Annotated in this window: 26 protein-coding genes and 2 pseudogenes; 15 read left to right on the top strand and 13 right to left on the bottom strand. The window is 69.7% G+C overall.

Translation table 11 applies throughout. The features are described from left to right. Positions 1 to 135 precede the first annotated feature (135 nt). The 9 genes from ACFWBW_RS11855 (at position 136) to ACFWBW_RS11815 (ending at position 4,614) form a co-directional block, all read left to right on the top strand. Complete coding sequence (locus ACFWBW_RS11855; RefSeq protein ID WP_385370758.1) at positions 136 to 390, top strand: hypothetical protein; 255 nt, start codon at positions 136 to 138, stop codon at positions 388 to 390. Between the two features lie 122 nt (positions 391 to 512). Next, positions 513 to 824, top strand: coding sequence for a hypothetical protein (locus ACFWBW_RS11850; protein ID WP_385370756.1), 312 nt, complete (start codon positions 513 to 515; stop codon positions 822 to 824). Positions 825 to 897: 73 nt separating this feature from the next. Beyond that, entirely contained in the window at positions 898 to 1,248 is a 351-nt protein-coding gene (locus ACFWBW_RS11845) for a helix-turn-helix domain-containing protein (RefSeq protein WP_385370816.1), read from the top strand. Continuing rightward, positions 1,217 to 1,456 (top strand): hypothetical protein, encoded by a 240-nt coding sequence (locus tag ACFWBW_RS11840; RefSeq protein ID WP_385370754.1) that lies wholly within the window; start codon positions 1,217 to 1,219, stop codon positions 1,454 to 1,456. Before ACFWBW_RS11845 ends, ACFWBW_RS11840 begins: the two co-directional genes overlap by 32 nt. Further along, positions 1,456 to 2,205: a hypothetical protein gene (locus ACFWBW_RS11835; protein WP_385370752.1), complete on the top strand. Its 750-nt coding sequence runs from the start codon at positions 1,456 to 1,458 to the stop codon at positions 2,203 to 2,205. Before ACFWBW_RS11840 ends, ACFWBW_RS11835 begins: the two co-directional genes overlap by 1 nt. A gap of 167 nt (positions 2,206 to 2,372) precedes the next feature. Continuing rightward, complete coding sequence (locus tag ACFWBW_RS11830) at positions 2,373 to 2,576, top strand: hypothetical protein (protein WP_385370750.1); 204 nt, start codon at positions 2,373 to 2,375, stop codon at positions 2,574 to 2,576. A gap of 2 nt (positions 2,577 to 2,578) precedes the next feature. Further along, positions 2,579 to 3,115 (top strand): DUF6879 family protein, encoded by a 537-nt coding sequence (locus tag ACFWBW_RS11825; protein ID WP_385370748.1) that lies wholly within the window; start codon positions 2,579 to 2,581, stop codon positions 3,113 to 3,115. Beyond that, positions 3,112 to 3,954 carry a helix-turn-helix domain-containing protein gene (locus ACFWBW_RS11820; RefSeq protein WP_385370746.1) on the top strand — a complete coding sequence of 281 codons (843 nt, stop codon included), beginning with the start codon at positions 3,112 to 3,114 and terminating at the stop codon, positions 3,952 to 3,954. Before ACFWBW_RS11825 ends, ACFWBW_RS11820 begins: the two co-directional genes overlap by 4 nt. A gap of 498 nt (positions 3,955 to 4,452) precedes the next feature. Then, positions 4,453 to 4,614, top strand: a complete 162-nt coding sequence (locus tag ACFWBW_RS11815) for a hypothetical protein (protein ID WP_385370744.1) — start codon at positions 4,453 to 4,455, stop codon at positions 4,612 to 4,614. A gap of 194 nt (positions 4,615 to 4,808) precedes the next feature. Here the strand turns inward: ACFWBW_RS11815 and ACFWBW_RS11810 are convergent, their stop codons facing one another. The 7 genes and pseudogenes from ACFWBW_RS11810 to ACFWBW_RS11780 all read right to left on the bottom strand — a co-directional run. Then, positions 4,809 to 5,186, bottom strand: coding sequence for a hypothetical protein (locus ACFWBW_RS11810; protein ID WP_385370742.1), 378 nt, complete (start codon positions 5,184 to 5,186; stop codon positions 4,809 to 4,811). Further along, positions 5,183 to 5,698 carry a hypothetical protein gene (locus ACFWBW_RS11805; protein WP_385370740.1) on the bottom strand — a complete coding sequence of 172 codons (516 nt, stop codon included), beginning with the start codon at positions 5,696 to 5,698 and terminating at the stop codon, positions 5,183 to 5,185. The genes ACFWBW_RS11810 and ACFWBW_RS11805 overlap by 4 nt, the downstream gene beginning before the upstream one ends. Continuing rightward, positions 5,695 to 5,865: a hypothetical protein gene (locus ACFWBW_RS11800; RefSeq protein ID WP_385370738.1), complete on the bottom strand. Its 171-nt coding sequence runs from the start codon at positions 5,863 to 5,865 to the stop codon at positions 5,695 to 5,697. The genes ACFWBW_RS11805 and ACFWBW_RS11800 overlap by 4 nt, the downstream gene beginning before the upstream one ends. Positions 5,866 to 5,867: 2 nt before the next feature. Further along, positions 5,868 to 6,143: a hypothetical protein gene (locus ACFWBW_RS11795; RefSeq protein ID WP_385370736.1), complete on the bottom strand. Its 276-nt coding sequence runs from the start codon at positions 6,141 to 6,143 to the stop codon at positions 5,868 to 5,870. Further along, positions 6,140 to 6,487 carry a DUF6907 domain-containing protein gene (locus ACFWBW_RS11790; protein ID WP_385370734.1) on the bottom strand — a complete coding sequence of 116 codons (348 nt, stop codon included), beginning with the start codon at positions 6,485 to 6,487 and terminating at the stop codon, positions 6,140 to 6,142. Before ACFWBW_RS11790 ends, ACFWBW_RS11795 begins: the two co-directional genes overlap by 4 nt. A gap of 14 nt (positions 6,488 to 6,501) precedes the next feature. Then, on the bottom strand, positions 6,502 to 6,777 hold the full coding sequence (locus tag ACFWBW_RS11785) for a hypothetical protein (protein ID WP_385370732.1): 276 nt from the start codon (positions 6,775 to 6,777) through the stop codon (positions 6,502 to 6,504). A 332-nt stretch (positions 6,778 to 7,109) separates the two neighbouring features. After that, positions 7,110 to 7,487: pseudogene (locus ACFWBW_RS11780) on the bottom strand (tyrosine-type recombinase/integrase); the annotation flags it as partial. Between the two features lie 4 nt (positions 7,488 to 7,491). Between ACFWBW_RS11780 and ACFWBW_RS11775 the strand changes: the two are divergent. Further along, positions 7,492 to 7,848: pseudogene (locus ACFWBW_RS11775) on the top strand (NUDIX domain-containing protein); the annotation flags it as partial. Positions 7,849 to 8,081: 233 nt separating this feature from the next. On the opposite strand, the gene ACFWBW_RS11770 reads toward ACFWBW_RS11775, so the two are convergent. The 6 genes from ACFWBW_RS11770 to ACFWBW_RS11745 form a co-directional block, all read right to left on the bottom strand. After that, complete coding sequence (locus ACFWBW_RS11770; RefSeq protein WP_385370730.1) at positions 8,082 to 8,999, bottom strand: hypothetical protein; 918 nt, start codon at positions 8,997 to 8,999, stop codon at positions 8,082 to 8,084. Then, positions 8,996 to 9,886 carry a hypothetical protein gene (locus ACFWBW_RS11765; RefSeq protein ID WP_385370728.1) on the bottom strand — a complete coding sequence of 297 codons (891 nt, stop codon included), beginning with the start codon at positions 9,884 to 9,886 and terminating at the stop codon, positions 8,996 to 8,998. Before ACFWBW_RS11765 ends, ACFWBW_RS11770 begins: the two co-directional genes overlap by 4 nt. A 10-nt stretch (positions 9,887 to 9,896) precedes the next feature. Then, complete coding sequence (locus ACFWBW_RS11760; protein WP_385370726.1) at positions 9,897 to 10,223, bottom strand: hypothetical protein; 327 nt, start codon at positions 10,221 to 10,223, stop codon at positions 9,897 to 9,899. Further along, entirely contained in the window at positions 10,223 to 10,492 is a 270-nt protein-coding gene (locus ACFWBW_RS11755; protein ID WP_385370724.1) for a pentapeptide repeat-containing protein, read from the bottom strand. Before ACFWBW_RS11755 ends, ACFWBW_RS11760 begins: the two co-directional genes overlap by 1 nt. 491 nt (positions 10,493 to 10,983) lie before the next feature. Beyond that, entirely contained in the window at positions 10,984 to 11,220 is a 237-nt protein-coding gene (locus ACFWBW_RS11750; RefSeq protein ID WP_385370722.1) for a hypothetical protein, read from the bottom strand. 7 nt (positions 11,221 to 11,227) lie between these two features. Further along, a complete protein-coding gene (locus tag ACFWBW_RS11745) occupies positions 11,228 to 11,692 on the bottom strand; it encodes a hypothetical protein (RefSeq protein WP_385370720.1) in 465 nt (154 codons plus the stop codon). 363 nt (positions 11,693 to 12,055) lie between these two features. On the opposite strand from ACFWBW_RS11745, the gene ACFWBW_RS11740 reads away from it, so the two are divergent. From ACFWBW_RS11740 to ACFWBW_RS11720, 5 genes are all read left to right on the top strand, one after another. Beyond that, complete coding sequence (locus ACFWBW_RS11740) at positions 12,056 to 12,691, top strand: LuxR C-terminal-related transcriptional regulator (RefSeq protein ID WP_385370719.1); 636 nt, start codon at positions 12,056 to 12,058, stop codon at positions 12,689 to 12,691. Between the two features lie 105 nt (positions 12,692 to 12,796). Further along, complete coding sequence (gene lxmK, locus ACFWBW_RS11735; protein ID WP_385370717.1) at positions 12,797 to 13,936, top strand: class V lanthionine synthetase subunit LxmK; 1,140 nt, start codon at positions 12,797 to 12,799, stop codon at positions 13,934 to 13,936. Further along, positions 13,933 to 14,973 carry a T3SS effector HopA1 family protein gene (locus ACFWBW_RS11730; RefSeq protein WP_385370716.1) on the top strand — a complete coding sequence of 347 codons (1,041 nt, stop codon included), beginning with the start codon at positions 13,933 to 13,935 and terminating at the stop codon, positions 14,971 to 14,973. Before lxmK ends, ACFWBW_RS11730 begins: the two co-directional genes overlap by 4 nt. Positions 14,974 to 15,046: 73 nt before the next feature. After that, positions 15,047 to 15,250: an LxmA leader domain family RiPP gene (locus ACFWBW_RS11725; protein ID WP_385370714.1), complete on the top strand. Its 204-nt coding sequence runs from the start codon at positions 15,047 to 15,049 to the stop codon at positions 15,248 to 15,250. A 66-nt stretch (positions 15,251 to 15,316) separates the two neighbouring features. Beyond that, a complete protein-coding gene (locus ACFWBW_RS11720; protein ID WP_327681803.1) occupies positions 15,317 to 15,484 on the top strand; it encodes a hypothetical protein in 168 nt (55 codons plus the stop codon). The last annotated feature ends 11 nt before the right edge of the window (positions 15,485 to 15,495 follow it).

Genomic DNA, 15,495 nt, shown 5'->3' with positions numbered 1-15,495 from the left:
AGCCACAGGTCAAACCTGTCCTCCCTGCTGTACCCGCCTGTTCCCCCGGCGGTTCCTGGCACCTGTCCCCTCCCCCCCTCTGTCTAGGGAGGGGACAGGGGACAGCCCAGGGACCGCAGACATCAGGAGACCCACATGACCGACCTCATCCCCGCCGCCCCCGGCTGGTACGTCCACGAAACCGTTGACCACGAAATCGGCCTCGACCCCGTCATCGCCTGGTACGCCAGCACCGACCACAACGGCGACCTCATCCTCCTGCCGTACGTCAACGGCGGCATGCACCAACCGCCCATCCTCCTCACCCCCGAGAGCTTCAAGGAGTGGCGCCGACACATCGTCTACCGCCCCAACCACGACCCCGGAAATGGCGACTGGTGCCCGAGCTGACCGACGACCACGTCCGATCGCGGCGGCTTCCGTCTCGCGCGTGCGCGCGAGGCCCGGCCGCGCCGATCCGGTTCACCACGCTCTTCGCATGTACGTCTACACACACGGAACGGACCCCCGACATGCCCACCCCCAAGACCCCGCCCTACCCCCGCCGGCCCGAACTCGACACCGCGAACGCCCGCATGCGCCACCAGTTCGCCCGCCTCGGCCGCGAGGCCCAACGGCACATCGGCGACGACCGCACGGCCGTCGAGGACACCCTCGGCGCCCTCCTCGCCGAGGCCGTCGACACCCTCAACCGGATCGCTGACACCGCCGCCAAGGCCGAGGAGCAGTCACCCCGCAATCAGGCCGCGTACGCGCGCCACGCAGCGCAGATGGAGCGCTTCAAAGCCCAGGTCGCCGCCCGGACCGGCCGTGCCAGCGCCTGACGGGCCGCGGGTCTTGCCCGACGGCTCGGTCGTCGTACCGGCCCGACTCACGGCCACCACGTTCACCGCTCTGATGCACTACATCGCGGACCAGACACAGAAGAGCGGGGGCGCACTGTCCCCGGAGGCCCGGGCGCTGCTGCGGGCGCTGAACGCGGGCGCCCAGGGCCCTGGTACCGCATCCGGAACCCCATCTGCCGACTCCCGCACCGTGGACCACGAGAGGCATGGGCACCTCCTTGGCGCGGCAGAGGCAGCGAAGTTGCTCGGGTGTACCCGCAGCTACTTCCGCCGCCTCTGCCGCTCTGGAGCACTCCCCGCTCAGCGCCTCTCGGGCGGCTGGGTCGTCGAGGCCGCCGCCCTCGACGATCACCGGTACGGAAGGCAAGAACATGGGAAGCCAGGACCAACACCGCCGGCCTGATCTGCTGGGCGCGATCGGCGGACTCCTTGCCGAGCAGCAGGCCGCCGCAGAAGCCAAGGAAGCCCCCGAGCGCGAGCAGTACACCGCCGGCCTGGAGCGTGACGCCGCGCTGTACGGCACCCCGGGGTGGGACTCCCTCTCACCAATGCGGAAGGCCCGCGTGGCACACCACGTGGCCGCGCAGGGCACTGGACCGGAGGCGGCGTGATGACCCCCGCTGAAGCCCGCACCGCCCTGGCCACCGCCCGTACCGAGGCCCAGCAGGCCCGTACCCTCGTCGCCGCCCTGGCCGAGCGCGTCCGTGAGGGCGACGAGAAGGTCACCGGGGAGCAGATCCTCGCCCAACGGCAGCTCGCCGAGCTCGCCGGCCTCCGGGTCGAGGCCGCGGAACGCAAACTCGTCGCCGCCGAGAACACCGACCGCGACGCCCGCGCGAAGGCCATCGCGGCCGCCGCCCGCAAGCTGATCTCAACGGACGACATGCAGCCCCTGCACGACGCTGCCAAGGCCGCCGTGGAGGCGCTGAAGCACCTCGTCGACGTCACCTCCACCCGCACCGCGCGGATCCACGAGGTGGCCGAGCAGGCCGTCCAGATCAATGACGAGATGAAGAGCGTGGCCAGGGCCGCGGTTGCGGCCGCAGGCCAGGCCGAGCTGGCGCAGGGCCGTGGTGTCCCGATCCGGACCACTGCGGAAGACGCGTGGCCGTCGGGTGCCTACGGCTTTCGTGGGCAGGCGTACCCCGCCCACGTCACTGTCCTGGGCGAGGGCACCGCTGCCGCCGTCCGGCCTGGCCGCATGGCTGCCGCCGTCCTGGCGCTGGCCCTGAACGGTGACCGGTCTCTGGCTGCCGAGGCGCGGGAGGTCTTCAACGCCCCCTTCGAGCACGTCATCGAGCGACTGCAAGCGGACGTCCCGGGCCTGGCTGACGCACTGCGGCAGTCGGCTGAGGGCTGATCACCGAGCAACACGCGCCCGGCCCCTCGTGCAGAGGGGCCGGGCGCATCTGCGTTGCGCGCAACGGGGCCACCGGGCCGGCGTCGGCGCAATCTCACGCAACCGGCCCCCGGAGCAGTGGCCTTCGCCGCATGCTGGTCTCCCATCCAGCCTGAACGGAGCCCGCCATGACCTTGCGATTCATCGGCACCACGTCCGAGTACGGCAACTGTCCGACGCTGTATGAGGTCGTCGAAACCGGCGACATCGTCGTCCAGGGCGACATCCTCACCGACCCGGAGCACCTCTCGCAGCTTCGCGACGTCGGCGAGCATGAGACGTTCGTCGTCATCCCGCGCGACCTCCTCACCCGCTTCGCCCCGAAGGAGTGACCGTGCCCGCCCTGGTGCCCTTCGAGGACATCGCCCATCTCTTCGCCGAGTTCCAGCACACCGCGTTCCGGCTGGAGACCCGCCGCGGGTACGCCACCGACCGGGCCGGCGCCCGCTTCCAGGCGTTCATGCGCGGCAGCGCGCCCGAGCCGCAACCCGAGCACCCGTGGAACGTGAACGTCCGCGAGAGGGCCGAGCAGGGTGCGCGGTTCTCCCGCGTCCGGATCATCGACGAGCCGCCGACCGACGGGCAGCGGTTCCTGATGGCGGCCGCCGCCGCGAACGAGGCCGCGGGCGAGGACATCCGGGTACTGCCTCGGTCCGAGGCCGTACGGCTGGAGCTGCCCGACTACGACCTGTGGCTCTTCGACTCCCGGACCCTGGTGCGCCTGCACATCGACGAGCAGGACGTCACGACCGGGGTGGAGGTCATCGACGACCCGGCCGAGGTGCTCGCCGCGTGCCGGGCCCGTGACCGGGCCTGGCCCGTCGCTGCCCCTACTGCCGAGGTGTGGGCGCAGGTACGTTCGTCCGTGTGAGCACGGACTTTCAGAGCGCGAGGGTGGCCCTCGGCGCGCGCCTTCGGGAGCTGCGCGCCGAGGCCGGCGTGAACGGGAAGGACTTCGCCGCCCGCCTCGGTTGGCAGACCTCGAAGGTGTCCCGGCTGGAGAACGGCAAGCAGACCGCCACCGCTGACGACCTCGTCGCATGGGCTGCCGCGGCCGGGTCGCCCGACCAGGCCGGAGACCTCGCTAGCCGTCTCCGGGGCCTGGAGTCCCAGCAGCGGTCATGGCGCCGCCAGCTCGCCGCGGGCAACCGGCCCGTGCAGGACCGGTACGTCGTCGAGTACCAGCAGACCGCGACGATGCGAGGCTACGAAGCCACCGTGATTCCAGGGCTGTTCCAGACCCCGGACTACGCCCGGCACCTGTTCACGAAGAACGCCCTCCTCATGCAGTCCCCGCGCGACACCGAGGCCGCCGTTGGCGCCCGCATGCGCCGGCAGGAGGTGCTGTACGAGGCGGGCAAGCTGTTCCGGGTCTTGGTGTGGGAGGGAGCCCTCCACGCGCTCGTGTGCCCGCGCGAGACCATGGTCGGCCAGCTCGACCGCCTCGTCGGGCTGATCGGCATGAGCACCGTCGAGCTCGGCATCGTCCCGCTCGGTGCACCCCTGGAGCTCACCCCGAAGCACGGGTTCTGGATCTTCGACGAGGAGCGCGTCATCGTCGAGACCATCAACACCGAGCTGTCCTTCGACTCCCCCGACGACCTCGCCCTCTACGGACGGGTGTGGGACGCGCTCAACGAGGCCGCCGCGTACGGGCCGCAGGCTCACCGGCTCATCGCCCGCGCACGGCACCTGCTCGCGCCAGTGTGAGCAACTGGCGCCAACGCGCAGACAGTCCGCGCAATCCGGCGCAATCGGTCGGACGGCCTGTCCCACGGCTTCCTACGGTGCTGGTCATGGCGACAGACGCGGGCGCCACGGGCGCCGAGACCAGCCCCGTGCAGTGGTGCCACTGGCACGTTGGATCATCTGAGACCGCGCGGCCGGTCCAGTTCGCGGGCCGCTCGTCCGGGCCCCCAGTGGTCCTCTACGCCTGCGCCCCCTGCCGCGAGCAACGCGGCTTGCAGCCCCGCTGGAGGCTCGCGCCTCTCCCGCCCCGGGACCACCCGTGACGGCCCCTACGTGCACCACCGCACCGCTCCCCGAGGTGTACGGCCTCCCTTGGGAGCGGTCCTCCGGCCGGGCCTGCGTCGCCTGCGGCAAGCCCCTCACGGTCGGCGCCGTCTCCCGCGGCCACTTACGCGGCCGGCACGGGGCACACGTGCTGGACGTCGAAGTGTGGTGCTGCCCCGAACCTGAGGAGACCTGATGCGTATCTGCTGCCGCTGTGACCGGACGATCCGCGCCACCGACTACGAGACCATCCCCGTGCACTCTGCCTCCGCCGTGCGCCCCGACCAGTACGCGCACCGCCAGGGCGATCCGAAGTGCCGCCGCATCACGGAGGCGGACCCGCCCGACCTCCACTGAGCTCCCGGCGCGTCCGCGGTCACGGCGGACCACGGCCGGCCGGGCAGCACTGGGCCCCCGACGCGATCCGCACGCGTCGGGGGCCCTTTGTGCACCTAGTTGCAGAACGGCGGGTCAGTGGCCACAGAAGGGTTTCGACCACCAGCCGCACGGCTCGCAGTACTCGGCGCCGATGAGACTCAGCAGGGCCCGGATCATGGGTGGTTCACCTCCTCCCGAACCACATGGACCGTGCACATAACCCCTTCCGGGCCCCTCTCGACGCGATCCACGCGCAGCACTTCACCTGCGTAGACGTCGCCGAGAGGGGTTTCGGAGAGGGGTGGGGGAGTGGCCGACGAATCGGACATCCACCACACCGCCCCGAGCCACGCGACGGGCACGGCGTAGATGAACTGCGGGGCTCGGCCGAGGAGGAGTCCGTAGAAGACGAGCGTCACGGCCGGGGCCGCGATCCGTACCGTCAGGGCGCCGAGGGTGGGCACGTCGAACCAGCGGGACGGGGACTCCAGGAGCAGGCCGTTGCCGTGCGCCAGGCGCCGGCCGAGCGCGGCCGCCCGCTCGCCCTTCACAGGAGCCCGACCACGGCGTCGCCGAGGGTGGAGACGAGCGGAGACAGGACGTACCCGGCGATCCCGGCGACGCCGGAGGCGAGGCCGAGGCTGATTCCCGAGACGAGGGCGCGGAGCACCATCCAGTTGAAGCCGCGGCGCTTCGTCCACACGGCGATCAGGACCACGGTCGCGATGACGACGACCGCGTGTCCGCCGTCGGTGAGGATCAGGTTCGAGCCGCGGGTCACGTTCGGGGTGCCGCCACCGACGCCGTACGCCAGGGCCGCGTTACCGATCGCCGAGGAGCCCCACAGGGACCAGTCCGCGCCGCCGCCGAGGAGGCCGCCGGCGGACAGGATGAGCAGCATCCCGTACAGCCACACCGTGAAGAACGGGACGAGCTTGAGGAGGTGCTTGGGCTTCAAGGCCTGCTTGGAGCCGGGCCACCAGCGGGTGAGCTCCCAGCCGAGCAGGGACAGGCCGACGGTCACGCCGCCGAGCGACACGACGGAGTACACGGGCAGGTTCACGAGGGTCCCCAGAGGAGGGCCGCGCCGAACGCGGCGAGCAGGAGGATGAACACGGCGGTGCCGAGCACCGGCAGGGCGTAGGTGTCGCGGGCGCGGGGCGGGCCCGCGAGGCAGAGCCCCGCGAACCCACCGACCGCTGCCGCCGCGAAGAACGCGACGAGGAGCACGGCTACGCCGCTCCGGGGCTGTCCGTCATACGCGCGGCCGGGGCCGTCGGATCGCCGTCATACGCGGGCACGCGGACCGCCATACGCGCAGGTGCGACGCCGTCCGGGTAGAGCCCGGACTGCCACACCCACGCGTACCCGTGCGCGAGGAACGCGACCGCGTAGCGGACCGCGTCGGACGCCGTCATACCGGTCCGCATGACGATCGCGAGGTCGTCGGACAGGGTGTCATCGACGCGGACGGACATGCGCCCGCCGGCCTTCGGTGGAGTGGTCACCAGGCACCCCCGGCACGGAGTGCGGCCAGGCGCCAGGCCAGCCGGCGGAGCTCGGCCGCCTGCTCGGCCAGGATCACGGCGAGCCCGTCGAGGGCGGCCGGGTCCAGCGTGGCGGCCGGGATGAGGATCTCGACGTGGACGCTGGGCGGGACCGGGCGGAGGCCGAAGGGGTACTCGACGAGCTCGGCGGACAGGACGGCCTGCGCACCGTAGTCGATGACGTGCTCGGGGCCGGTGTGGTGGACGTCGTCTCGGTACTCCGCCGGCACGCCGTCCGGGTGCCCGGTGCACCACTCCGGCTCGGGCACGGTGACCGGCCCGTGGTCCAGGGTCTGCACCGTCACGGTGCGGGCCCCGGTCACTGGTCACCGCCCGCGGCCTGGCGGAGCTCGGCGGCGTACTGCTTGCGGGTGGTGCCCGCCTCGACCGGCGGCGCGAAGGCGAGGAGGAGCTCCTCCGCGCGGGCGGCGCGGTCGGTGCCGTACCCGTGGCGCCGGGTCGCGAAGCTGAGGGCGAGGGCGGTACGGATGCTCTCCCGCATCGGATGGGCGGGGCGCTCGGCGAGGAGGCGAGCGGCGATCTGCTGGAGGAGGACGCGGGTATCGGCGTCGGGCAGGGCGGTACGGTCATGCATGGGTCTGGACTCCTTGATCAGAAGGAAGTTCGGATCAAGGCGCCGTTCGGTGGTGAGACACCGGGCGGCGCCGCCGTATCCACGGGGTGTGGACTGGGCGGAGTGCGGCGGACCGCGTGGCAGTGCCGTTGCATTCGTGGTTGCAGTTCGCCCCGGATCAGGGGCGGTCGTGGAGGGTCCGTAGGTGACGTGACCAGCGGATACGACCCATGGCGACCCTATGCGGCCGTACAGTACGGAAACTCGTAATGCGTAGGTCTCGGGTTCGAATCCCGAAGGCGGCTCTGTAGAACCCCCAGGACTCACTCGCCGTGACCTGGGGGTTTTGCTTTTTACCGGATCTTGCGCCGCCGCCGTGCGCGGGCGGCCCGGGTGTTGTCGGTCTCAGTTCTGGTCTCAGACACCGGATCGGGGCCGGGCATGAACGCCTCTCCCATCCGGCGCATCGCCTCCCGCGAGAGCTCGGAGCGGCCCTTCACGTACCGCCTCGTCTGGCTGATCTGCGTGTGCCGAAGGATCTCCATGATGGTGGGCATGTCGATGCCCAACTCGTTGAGGATCGTCCCGGCCGTGTGACGGCTCCCGTCGTGCTGGCGGCGGTCGCTGATGCCCGCCTCCTCCAGCAGCTCCTTGAACTCCTCCCTGTCGGCCGGTGGATCGAGCGGCCGGCCGTCGGCCCGGGTGAACACGTCTCCGCACTCCTCCCACAGCTACCCCGGTGGCTACGTCGAGACCGGCGAGTCCCCGCTCCAGGCGTGCGCATGAGAGGTGCGGGAAGAGCTGGGCATCGCGCCGGCCATCGGCCGCCTGCTCGCCGTGGACTGGGCCCCGAGTCAGGCGGAGGGCGACAAGGTGCTCTACATCTTTGATGGCGGCACTCTGAGCGCGGAGCTTGAGAAGACGATCACGCTGGAGACCGCCGAGATCAAGGCGTACGCCTACCACTCCATCGACGCGGTGGACGAGCTGACGATTCCGCGTCTGGCCCGGCGCATCAGGGCTGCGGCGGTAGCTCGCGCCGAGGGGCGGGTCAGCTACCTGGAACACGGCCTGGAGGTCGCCCCGAGCTAGGCCGTCTCTTTCGTATCTCGCCGGTTAAGCCCGCTTCGTACGGTGCCACTGTGTTCGCTGCGCTCACTCCGTCTCGGCTCTTCGAGCCTTCCTCCGGATGTCGAGTGCATCACAAGGCGGAGGGTCGCCCGGTTACTGGACGTACTGGGCGGGCCCGACAACGCGGCGAGGTGCGGTGCCGGGCCAAGGTCCGGAAGCGACGGCCTAAGCCCCCAGCCCAGCCGGGGGCTTCGTCAGCCAGCGGCCTCAGCGCCGTCCCGACTCTGCAACAGGTCGAGCAGTGCGTGGGAGATGCGCAACCCCAAGCGCCGGTCGTACCCGTCGTAGCCTGGCATCGGGTTGGCTTCCAGGACCGTGTAGACGCCGTCGTCCCCCACCATGAAGTCGAACCCGACGAAGGCCAGACCGCTCAAATCCCGGTATGCCAGGCAGTGTTCGGCGATGTCGTCGGACACCCGGGCCGGGGTGAACGTCTTGACGCCCTGGCAGTACTGGTAGTTGACGCCCTCGCATTCGATCCGCTCGGATATGTGCTCAGTGCCGACCAGGTGGGTACGGACATCCGCACCACGCACGCGCTCCTGGAACAGCACCGGGCTGTGGGGCAGCAGCCCCAGCTCCGCGACCTGGCCGGGTTCGAAGGCCGACGCCACCGTCTTCTCACCGCTGGCGCCCTTGTAAACGGCCTCCGGCAGCGCACGCAGGAATGCATGCGCCTCCCCCTCGTCGTTGGTGAGCAGCGACGCCGGCACCCGGAAGCCGCACCGGCTGAGCAGACCGAGGTGGTACGCCTTCGCCCAGTTGCTCATGTCGGAGCCGGGGCGATTGACGACGAGCGTGTCCACGGACGCGAGGACCTCCGTGAGCGCCCTGAGGCGTGCTGCGGCGGGCGCACGGTCCGGACCGTCGAAACTGTCGACGGCATCGATCAGCCGAGCGTAGATCCCGGTGATCCCGGCGTCGGGCAGGTCCACGGTCAGCGCTCCGTTGCTCAAGCGTCCGCATCGGCTCCGGGCGTCCCACCAGTACGTGCCAGAGCGCATGAACATGACGCTGTCGAAGAAGAGGCAGGGGACGCCCTGGTGCCGTGCGCTGCGGACGGTGTGCACGATCGTGCGGTCATGGGGTGAACCGATGATGAGAACGGTCATCGGACGTCCTCCGTCTCCGCCTCCGGACCGTGGCCGAGTTCGGCGCAGAGCTGCTCGTGCACTGCGTCGGAGATGTCCCGGTACCACGCGAACGGCGGGACGGGCAGGATGCGGCTCACGGAGAGCTGGTGCCGTTCGTCGGCGACCAGGGCGACGGCGAAGAAGCGGGTGCCCTGTTCGTGCAGGGCAGCGGTGAGGTCGCTTATGAGCTTCCGGTACGGCTCGGCGCCCACGTCCACACAAGGCTCATTGAGGACGGTGAAGGACCGGTGCCCCACGCACAACTCGATGACGTACTCACTGGACGGTGCGAACAAGGCGCGGAGATGTGCGGTGGTCCCCGGGCCCCCGGTGCTTCCCGGGCCGAGAGCGCCAGCTTCGGTGACGGCCCGCCGCTCGTGAGTCAGCAGGTCCTCCACGTGGAGCTCGGGTGACGCGCGGCGTGCCCACCCGTCGAGCAGCTTTCGGCAGTCGGTCGTCCAGCACTCCCGGAGCACCATCGACGGTTCGAGACGGCGACGCAGCTCGGGGTCGTCGGGCCATGCCTGCGGGCCCGGTCGGTTGACGACGTTCGGGAGGAAGGCGCACAGGGACCACAGTGCGGCGCGGTACTCGTCGGCGGCGAAGCGGGCGTCCGGGCCGTCCCGGCCGGCCGGCACGAGCGCACACGGGTTCCGGACGAACACCGCCACCTCGTCGCCGTGCAGCGTGCCGTGCCCGGGCAGACGCAGTCGGACCCGCGTCCGGCCGTCGGCCTCCATGCGCACAGCGAACGCGAGTCGGCCGGGGTCGCGGCAGACCGCATGCGCGATCGACCGGCGTGCCAGATAGCCGTCGAACGAGTCCACCGCGGGATCGTCCGGGTCGGCCCCCAGTAGCAGGATCATCCGCGTCGGGCTACATGATCGGACGGATGAAGGCCTGCACGGCTGGCATGGAGCCGTACACGACCCTGGACTGGAGGTCGCTTGCTTCCTTGCCCGTGTCGGAGGTCTCCTTGCCGGTCCCTTCGCTCTGCTCCTTGCCGGTGCAGTCCTGTGACTTGTCGAGGCCGCCGGCCAGGAAGCGGCGTTCCACGCCGTCCTGCTTGTCCCCGACCTGCTCCCCGCGGGCCACCGCGGCGCGGATGGCCTCCTCGATGCCGACCGGTTCGACGTCGTGGGTACTGGCGAGATCCGGACGCAGCTCGGGGTGGATGAAGATCATGGGTGTGGGTGTGGACATCAGTGAGCACCTTCCCCCGGTGCGATCAGGTCCCCGATGCGCACGCCGTCGATGATCAGACCCCTGAGGTCGCAATTTTCGATGACCACGTCGCGCAGCGAGCAGCCCACGAGGCGGCTGCCGTCCAGGACGGTGCCGGCGAACGTGGTGCGCTGGGCTTTGCCGTAGAGGAACTGGGAGTCATCCAAAGAGGACTCCGCGAACAGCGAGCCGAGGAATGCGCTCTCGTGCCAGGTGCTCTGCCGGACATCCGCGTTGGTGACATACATATTCGGTGTCAATGTTGCGCTGTCAACCGCTTGGTCGGGCCCCATCTCGTTCTCCTTTGAGGGAACTTCATATTTCTATCGTCACCCCCGGTCGGTGGGCCCGCCAATCGGAGCGCAGCGCAGAGCGCGGGGGCCGCGGCGCCCCGTGAGGGAGACGTCGCGGCCCCGGTCGTGCCTGGTCCTTTGCGGCTGCAGGGCAGCCGGGCCGGACCCTCGGTCGTTGGCCGGTCCGGTCTCAGTTGCGGGCTCGGTTGAGGCGAGATCCGTAGTTGAGCGCCGGTGTCCGTCAGCGTCCAGAACCCGCGCTGACCAGGGGCGGAAGGCGTGAGCCGTATGCCAGTGGACGTCCGCGGACCAAGATCGGACAACTCGCAATGCGTAGGTCTCGGGTTCGAATCCCGAAGGCGGCTCGGATTAGCCCCAGGACTCACTCGCCGTGACCTGGGGCTTTTTCATGCCCGGGAACAGTGCGGGAGCGGGCGCTGGTGGGGTCAGCTCCGCGGGTGAGGGGCGTGCCTCCTCGACAGGTGGGACTGCCATGCCCAGCGGGCCAGGCCGCCCACGGCGAGCGAGGTGACGATCGCGCCCCAGTCGATGACGTGGGGGAGGCCTGGGAAGAAGGCGAAGAACGCGAAGGACAGTGCTGTGGCGACCAGGAAGGCGGCCAGGCCGGTGCGGCGGCGCTTGGCTTCCCAGGTGGCATCGTCGGGTGGGGGCTGGGGGGTCATGTTCGGCTCACTTCGTGATGTGGTGGCACTGACTGACCCGGCGCACACCGTTGACGCTGATGTGAGCGCACGTCTTGCCGTAACGAGGCAGTGTCTGAGGCGAGTTGTCACGCATCGGGTGAATCTCGCACTCCGTGTGCGTCTTGCCTCGTGACGTGCGGTAGATCTTGTTGTCGGTGTCCGCGTAGGTGAAGTCGATGCGCCAGTTGCAGAAGCCTGCGTTCAGGGCCCCTACGAAACCGCAGTCGACGCCGGCATTCTGGTACGTGATCTTCTTGCCTTCGCCGCGGACGATGTGAGTGAACATGCAGCCCGTCGGAACCTTCATGGTGACGCCGCCGACTTGATAGTCGAAGCCGGTGACGGGTGTCGAGCCGATCGCCCCGGCGTGCGCTTTGGCGGGAGGTGAGAGGGCCAGTCCGACCGTCGTGGCGAGAGTGGCGAGGATCCGGGCTGCTAAGAGCTTGCCCATCGGTGTCCCTTCAGACGGAGTGTGTCTGTCGGAAGGGAACGCTTGTCGTCGACTCGGAGTTCTGCCCCGAGGGGCGGTCCACTACGATGAGTGATCAAAAGATTGGCATGCTGACACCCCGTAACCGACGCCCTCGGGTGCTGGTTTCTGCATGCGCGACGTCTCTGCGTGGGTACTCGGCCTGGCCTTCGGTGGGTGTGAACGCAATGTACGTAAACCCGCCGGGCGGCGGGGGTCGGATCGTTCGGGCAGGGGATGTGGTGCTCCCTGCCGCTGCCTAGGCTCGCTCGTGTGGCGCAACTGACCATGCGCCACGACCTTTGCTTGAGCGCGACAAAACGGGGCATAGTGTACAAGAGTTCATTGATTGTCATATCTGACTCCCTTCCACTGAGGCGCAGCATCCGGGAGGCCGTCGACCAGGTCGACGATCTCGAGGTCGTGGGGGAGCGGGCCGGCTACCGGGCGTTGGAGAGGTCCGGGCGTGACCGGATCGACCTGGTTCTGATCGACACCGCGGACATCCCCTCGGCAGAGCTGCGCACGGTGGTGGAGCACCTGCGGGCGGTGCCCGACTCGCCCAAGGTCGCACTGCTGGCGACGGGGGCCGCCGCCGACGTGGATCTGGCGCTGCGGTCCGGTGCCCAGGGCGTGCTGACGAGGGACATGGAGCCCATCGACCTCGTCCGGGCGCTCCAACTGGTCGCCTCGGGCTGCTGGGCCGTCTCCGCCGCGATGGCCCGGCTCGTGCCGGGGGGACCGATGTCGGTGATCGGCCCCGCGTCGCCGCGGGAGCGGATCGCCTCGCTCACCGAGCGGGAGCGGCAAGTGCTGTCCCTCGTCGCCGAGGGGCTGTCGAACGGCGAAGTGGGTCAACGGCTCTTCCTCAGCCCGGAGACGGTCAAGGAGCACGTGAGCCGCATCCTCGGGAAGATGCGGGTCGCCAACCGCATTCAGGCGGCCGTGGTGGCGGCCAAGTGCGAGCTCGCGCACCTCTGATCGCCGATCTCCGATGTGTATTCCATCCCCCCGGAAGGGGGGTTGGAATCGCCAAATGGTTGGGACAGAGTGAGACCTGCAGGCAGCCGGACGGGGGGAATGGCTATGGGGAATCTGATAGGGGAGCGCGTCTCCACGAGACGGCCGGGATTCGCGCCGGTCGATCTGGAGAAGGTGCCCGAAGTCGACGCACTTCTGGAACGGCTGGGGCTCGGTCCGTTCGACCGGGAATCACTCGTCGCACCGGTAGGCCGCAATGAAGTGTGGGCGGGCGACACGGCCGGCGGACGCAAGGTGTTCGTCAAGCGTCTGGTCGGCGGGGGCGACGATGTCCGCGCAAGAATGCGGCGCCTGTTGTCCTTCGAGCGGTTCTCCGCGGAGCTCTCCTCCAGCGCCCTGCGCGGTCCGGAATTCCTGGGCTGTGACGAGGAGGCGCGGATCGTCGCCTTCGAGTATCTCGAAGACGCGCGGAGCGGCGCGGAGTTGATGGTCGACGAGACGTTCGACGACGCGCTGGCCCACGCGGTCGGCGGGGCCATCGGCCTGCTGCACGCCAGCCCGGTGCGAAACCCTGGTGACCTGGACGGTTCCGCACCGGAACTGCCCTCGCCGGCGCTGCTGCAGGCGATTCCGGAGCGGATGTTCGACAACCTGAGCTTCGGTGAGCTGCAGACCTGGCGGCTCATGCAGGGCGACCCCGCGCTGATCGCGGCGGTGACGGACCTGCGGGCCAGGGAGGTGAAGGCGTCTCCCGTGCCGGCCCACTGCGATCTGCGGGTGGATCAATTGCTGGTCACGGACGATGCGTTCTATGTCGCGGACTGGGAAGAATTCCGGCTGGCCGACCCGGCACGCGATGTCGGCGGATTCGCCGGTGAATGGCTCTACCGTTCCATCCTGGACATCGCGACCTCCCGCGGGGATACGGTTTTCGTGGATGCCGACCTCACGCACGACTCGGTCCTGCGGCGGGGTGCGGAGAAGATCGAGCGGCTGCGGCCACGTATCCGGAATTTCTGGGAAGGGTATTGCGGGAGCGTCGGACGGGCCGATGCGGAACGTGTGGAACTCGCCGTGCGGGCCACCGCTTTCGCCGGCTGGCACCTGCTGGACCGCATGATCGCGGGAAGTCCGCAACGCGGCCGGATTTCCGGGATCGAACGTGCGGCCGCCGGCATCGGACGAGGGATATTGCTGAACCCCGAGCGGTTCGCCGTCACGCTCGGACTGGGGGAAACGGCATGAGTGGTGTGAACGAGGCCCTTGAGGCCCCCGAGGTCGTGGTCGGACTGTCCGCGGCGCTGCGGTCGGCGGTCGGTGGCATATCGGTCGCGGAGGACGGGATGTCCGCGACCGTGGACGGACAAGAACTCAGCGCCGACGATCCGCGTGCCCTGGAGTCCCTGCTCGCCGGGGCGCTCTACGAGACCTGGCACGCGGGCCGCCGCGAAGGCGCGGAGAACCTCCCGCGGCAGCTGAGGGACGCGGAGTTCGAGCAGGCGCTCGGCGGGGCCGTGCCGCACGGGCACACCTCGGTCGGCGTGCTCGTGCACGCCGCCCCGGAGAGGTCCGCCGCGGGCGTGACGGAGGCCGTCGTGCAGCGGGACGGGGTGCGTATCCGTATCGCAATCGCCCGGGAGTCCGTGGAGGGGGTGGCTGGTGAGACCGCCGACGCGACCTTCGGCACGGCCGTGGACTGGGTTCCCGGTGACCGGATCGCGCTGCGGGTGCCGGCCGCGCGCCCCGCGCTCTCGCCCGGGTTCTTCCTGGTCGACGGATCCACTCCCGGGAGCGGCTCCGGTGGGGCGACGGTCCGGCTCTACGTCCACCTCACCGACTCGCGGAGCGCCGTCTCCGTATGGGGCCGGGTCCTGAGCCACCTGGAGGAGCGGAAGGTGCCCTACCGGGCCAAGGTGCTCTCCTCGAGGCTGCTGTATCCCCGGCGCGACGCCCTGGTGGTCTATCTCGACGAGGACGCCCGGGCTGCCGTCACGGGGCTGGCCGAGGCCATCGCGGGAAGCCCCGGGGTGGGGGAGGAGACCTCGGTGTTCACCCATCGGCTCGGGCCCGGCGTCGCACTGGCCTGGGAACCGGAGGACCGGCGTCAGCCGATGCAAGGCCTGAGCTTTGGCCAGCACCGCGCGAGCGCGGTGGCCAAGGCCGTACTCGACAGCAGGAAGTCCGGAAACTCCGTGGAGCGCGAGCTGCTTTCCCAGTTCGCGGAGGCCGATATCGACCCCGCCGATCCGGCGCGCAATTCCACGTCGCCCCGGCTCTTCTGAGGCGGTTGCAGGGAATGAGTGCACGCATTTCCTGTTTTCGCATCAGCCAGTTACTGAAACAGGGAGAAAAATCATGGGCGACAACGCCTCGATGATGGAGCTCATCGCCGGCTACGACGCGTACGCGAGCGCGGGCGAGCTCAACACCCAGGCCGCCGTCGACGCGCCGGCCACCACCCCCGTCTGTGCCGCCGTCACCGGTGCCGCCGCCGGCAAGTGGCTCGTCTCCGCCGCGGTCAGCGCCGCCGGCGGTGCCACGTACAAGGTGGGTTGCTGATCCAGCCGCACGGCTGAGCAGCCCCTCCCGCACACACGTATGTCAGAAAAAGAGGAGGTGAATTCAATGAACGAGAAGTTTCTCATCGAAGAGATGGTCACGGGCTACACGTCGTACGCCGAGACCGATGAGCTCAACGTGACCGCCATGGTCGACGCTCCGGCGACGACCCCCTTCTGTGGCGCCGCCGCGAGCTTTGCGATCAGCTACATCACGACCAATGGTCCCGGCTAGATCGCCCTCTC

Origin of the sequence: Streptomyces sp. NPDC059957 (assembly GCF_042730015.1) — a bacterium.
Classification (GTDB): Bacteria; Actinomycetota; Actinomycetes; order Streptomycetales; family Streptomycetaceae; genus Streptomyces.
The sequence above is the reverse complement of the archived record's forward strand: the minus strand, read 5'-3'. Positions and strand labels throughout refer to the sequence as shown.

What these genes read in the sequence shown, in the direction of transcription:
- ACFWBW_RS11770 (WP_385370730.1), bottom strand. Translation starts at nt 8,999, where the DNA reads ATGACCGTTCTCATCATCGGTTCACCCCATGACCGCACGATCGTGCAC.
- ACFWBW_RS11855 (WP_385370758.1), top strand. Translation starts at nt 136, where the DNA reads ATGACCGACCTCATCCCCGCCGCCCCCGGCTGGTACGTCCACGAAACC.
- ACFWBW_RS11835 (WP_385370752.1), top strand. Translation starts at nt 1,456, where the DNA reads ATGACCCCCGCTGAAGCCCGCACCGCCCTGGCCACCGCCCGTACCGAG.
- ACFWBW_RS11755 (WP_385370724.1), bottom strand. Translation starts at nt 10,492, where the DNA reads ATGTATGTCACCAACGCGGATGTCCGGCAGAGCACCTGGCACGAGAGC.
- ACFWBW_RS11845 (WP_385370816.1), top strand. Translation starts at nt 898, where the DNA reads ATGCACTACATCGCGGACCAGACACAGAAGAGCGGGGGCGCACTGTCC.
- ACFWBW_RS11815 (WP_385370744.1), top strand. Translation starts at nt 4,453, where the DNA reads ATGCGTATCTGCTGCCGCTGTGACCGGACGATCCGCGCCACCGACTAC.
- ACFWBW_RS11840 (WP_385370754.1), top strand. Translation starts at nt 1,217, where the DNA reads ATGGGAAGCCAGGACCAACACCGCCGGCCTGATCTGCTGGGCGCGATC.
- ACFWBW_RS11785 (WP_385370732.1), bottom strand. Translation starts at nt 6,777, where the DNA reads ATGCATGACCGTACCGCCCTGCCCGACGCCGATACCCGCGTCCTCCTC.
- ACFWBW_RS11850 (WP_385370756.1), top strand. Translation starts at nt 513, where the DNA reads ATGCCCACCCCCAAGACCCCGCCCTACCCCCGCCGGCCCGAACTCGAC.
- ACFWBW_RS11750 (WP_385370722.1), bottom strand. Translation starts at nt 11,220, where the DNA reads ATGACCCCCCAGCCCCCACCCGACGATGCCACCTGGGAAGCCAAGCGC.
- ACFWBW_RS11720 (WP_327681803.1), top strand. Translation starts at nt 15,317, where the DNA reads ATGAACGAGAAGTTTCTCATCGAAGAGATGGTCACGGGCTACACGTCG.
- lxmK (WP_385370717.1), top strand. Translation starts at nt 12,797, where the DNA reads ATGGGGAATCTGATAGGGGAGCGCGTCTCCACGAGACGGCCGGGATTC.
- ACFWBW_RS11730 (WP_385370716.1), top strand. Translation starts at nt 13,933, where the DNA reads ATGAGTGGTGTGAACGAGGCCCTTGAGGCCCCCGAGGTCGTGGTCGGA.
- ACFWBW_RS11765 (WP_385370728.1), bottom strand. Translation starts at nt 9,886, where the DNA reads ATGATCCTGCTACTGGGGGCCGACCCGGACGATCCCGCGGTGGACTCG.
- ACFWBW_RS11760 (WP_385370726.1), bottom strand. Translation starts at nt 10,223, where the DNA reads ATGTCCACACCCACACCCATGATCTTCATCCACCCCGAGCTGCGTCCG.
- ACFWBW_RS11725 (WP_385370714.1), top strand. Translation starts at nt 15,047, where the DNA reads ATGGGCGACAACGCCTCGATGATGGAGCTCATCGCCGGCTACGACGCG.
- ACFWBW_RS11745 (WP_385370720.1), bottom strand. Translation starts at nt 11,692, where the DNA reads ATGGGCAAGCTCTTAGCAGCCCGGATCCTCGCCACTCTCGCCACGACG.
- ACFWBW_RS11830 (WP_385370750.1), top strand. Translation starts at nt 2,373, where the DNA reads ATGACCTTGCGATTCATCGGCACCACGTCCGAGTACGGCAACTGTCCG.